1 protein-coding gene and 2 pseudogenes are annotated in these 2,602 nt (G+C 45.0%); all 3 read right to left on the reverse strand.

The window, feature by feature from the left end; translation table 11 throughout:
* Nucleotides 1–195: pseudogene (locus C228_RS13795) on the reverse strand (hypothetical protein); the annotation flags it as partial.
* Nucleotides 196–197: 2 nt separating this feature from the next.
* Nucleotides 198–1,196, reverse strand: coding sequence for a hypothetical protein (locus tag C228_RS0112895; RefSeq protein ID WP_018653000.1), 999 nt, complete (start codon nt 1,194–1,196; stop codon nt 198–200).
* Nucleotides 1,197–2,602, reverse strand: a pseudogene (locus tag C228_RS14945) (tape measure protein); the annotation flags it as partial.

Below are 2,602 nucleotides of genomic sequence, written 5' to 3' on the forward strand. Positions count from 1 at the left end.
AAAGCCAGTATTAACATAAGTAAATAATTGATTAACTTCAGGCTTAAACATAAGAGACCAGTAGCCTTGAGCGTTGTGCAAGCACAGCAGATTGTCTTCTGCTTTATCAATTACCCACTTTAAGCCTTGAGCAAACTCACTTAATTTTTTGAGCAGTTCATTAACGTCCTTTGCGTTACCCGTTTGATATGCCATGCTTAACTCTCCGTTGTTGTCTCAATCACAAAATAATCTTTAGTTGCTACACGATAGCCACCGTTAAAGACCAAGCCTTGGCGATTATCCGCAATTTGCACACGGTCGCCTGCCGCGCGCTGAATACCCGGAATCCAGTACACACCATCGAAAGATCCCCAGCGGTTACGACCTTGGCTAGAATCCTTGAGACTGATAAATTCAACAGGTATCAATGGATAAGCACCGCCTTGGCTTTCGCCTAGCGAGTCAATACTTCGCGGTTGTTGATATGTACTGAAAAGCTCATAGTTACATAATGGGAACAAAGCTTGTCGGCGAGAATCAGAACGCAAGTTTTTGTAACTGCTGCCGTAAAAATCGCGCCAGCTTTGATCTGGCGTGAAAAGCCAACAGTTGCCGTATTTAGCATCTACAATCGAGGAGTGTAAATCGCCGGTTTGTGAATAGCGCACTCGCACCGCACGGTTGTTATCATCTACAACCGGTGCGCTACCGGCAACACAAAGCGGATAAGGGTATTCAGTCGGCGGCACGGTTGGCAAAATAAAACCGAGATAAGCACTTGAACACACTTGCGAAATGCGTGTAATAATTTTGCAACAACGCCCATTTGCGACAATGTGATACTCAATAGGGCGGTTATCGGCAAACAACACCACGCCAGGAGAGGCATTAATTAGCCCCAATTCGATTTGTGTTTCGGTTACTGCGCTTTGATTAAAAAAGGTACCTCCCCAGAAATTCAGGTTGTAGGTATCAGCCGAAATCAAATTATCACTTGAAGCCACAAGATAAATATCTTGCTCAACGCCGGTACCGGTTGATTTCCATGCGATTTGACGGATTTCTTTTTGTGTTGCGGTTTCAGCCAATGTGCGGTCAAGTAACACTGTCCACGCTTGTCCGTCACGCTTGAGGGTCTCATTAGTAGTCAAAAATTGATTGATTTTATCTAGCAAATCACGCTCATTGTTTGCGGTGCCTGTTTCATATGCCATTTATGCCAACTCCTGTTTTAATGTTTGCTTATTCGCCCGAATCACGGTCATTACCGCACGTTCGCCAGCTACCGTATTAATACCGGCTGTAAATAACTCAGCACTATCTACCGCAAGTGTTTGCTGGATATTGACCGGACTTACTACCGCCTGTTGTCCTGCCGTGCCGTTTTGCATTTCGCGAGTCAATGTCGGCTCGCTATATGACGGTATTGATGGGGCAGAGACAAGTCCTCCAGTGGCATATTTGCGTAAATGACCGCGGTTAATCGCATGTAAAAAGCCCACGCCATATTTCTGCACGCTTGCCGCACGCACCACAAACTCACCATTGGATAATCTTGCAGGGATTGAATCCGATGTGCCTGTTCCCGGTCCTGAAATAAAACCGCCGGTTGCTGCCGTGACCGCAGCACCCGCACCACCGAAAAAGCCACTAATAGCGCTAGTCGCTTGCATCGCAAGTTGCTGTGCGGCAATTTGCGCCATGCTGTTTATTACAGTACGCGCTAATTGTTTTACTGCATCACCCAAGCTCATTGTGCCTTCAGCAAGCCCCATTAAGGCACTTTGAATGCCTTGGGTTAAACTCTGTTTAAAGGCGTTTTCAAGCTCATTTCCAGTTTGTTTAAGCTCCTGAATTTTCACTTTCATTTGCTCAAGCATTGCGCCTGCTGCTTCGCCTTGCGCACCGGGCATTTGTGCTAATCTTTCCAGTAACGGTAATTGTTTTTCAATTTCTGCCACCGTTTGCGCATACATATCTTTTAAGCGTTGCTGTCCTTCAAAGTGTGAAATAAGCCCAGTTTGTACTTGTGCTTGAATCTGCTGTTCTTTGGCAGATTGTTGCTGAATCACGTTATTTACTTCGGACTGTATGCCGTTTAATTGCACTTTCGCTTCTTCAAGCGGTAGCATTTTTTTAACTAAATTGATACCGTCTTGATTGTTCGCTTTGCTAAATAAAGCGAGTAACTGGTTGTATTTACTTTGTACATCAAGCAGATCTGCTTTTGCCGTTTGTCCGGTTAAACGTAAATAATCGCTATTGAGTTCGCGTAGCTTATTTGTGGCTTCTTCTGCTGTGCGCATCGTTTCTTGCGCCGCTTTTTTTGCATCGCTTTCTGCTTTACGTTGCGCTTTATTTGCTTCCGCTTTCGCTTTTCTGTCCGCTTCTGCTTGTTCACGCAGTTTTTTCTGATTCGCATCAATGGTTTGGTAAAGGGCTTCGGCTTCTTTTTTCTGTTCCGCCGTCCAGTTGCTATTATTGCGTGCATTATCAATGTTCTTTTCAAGCTCAGTCATGCCTGACTGACGTGCGCGCGTACGTAGCTTTTCTAACTCATCGCCACCTTTTTTCTCCGTTTGCTTTTGTTCCAGCTGTTTTTGTAAGCCGATAGCTTCAT

The sequence above is a fragment of the Actinobacillus capsulatus DSM 19761 genome (genome assembly GCF_000374285.1).
Taxonomy (GTDB): domain Bacteria; phylum Pseudomonadota; class Gammaproteobacteria; order Enterobacterales; family Pasteurellaceae; genus Actinobacillus; species Actinobacillus capsulatus.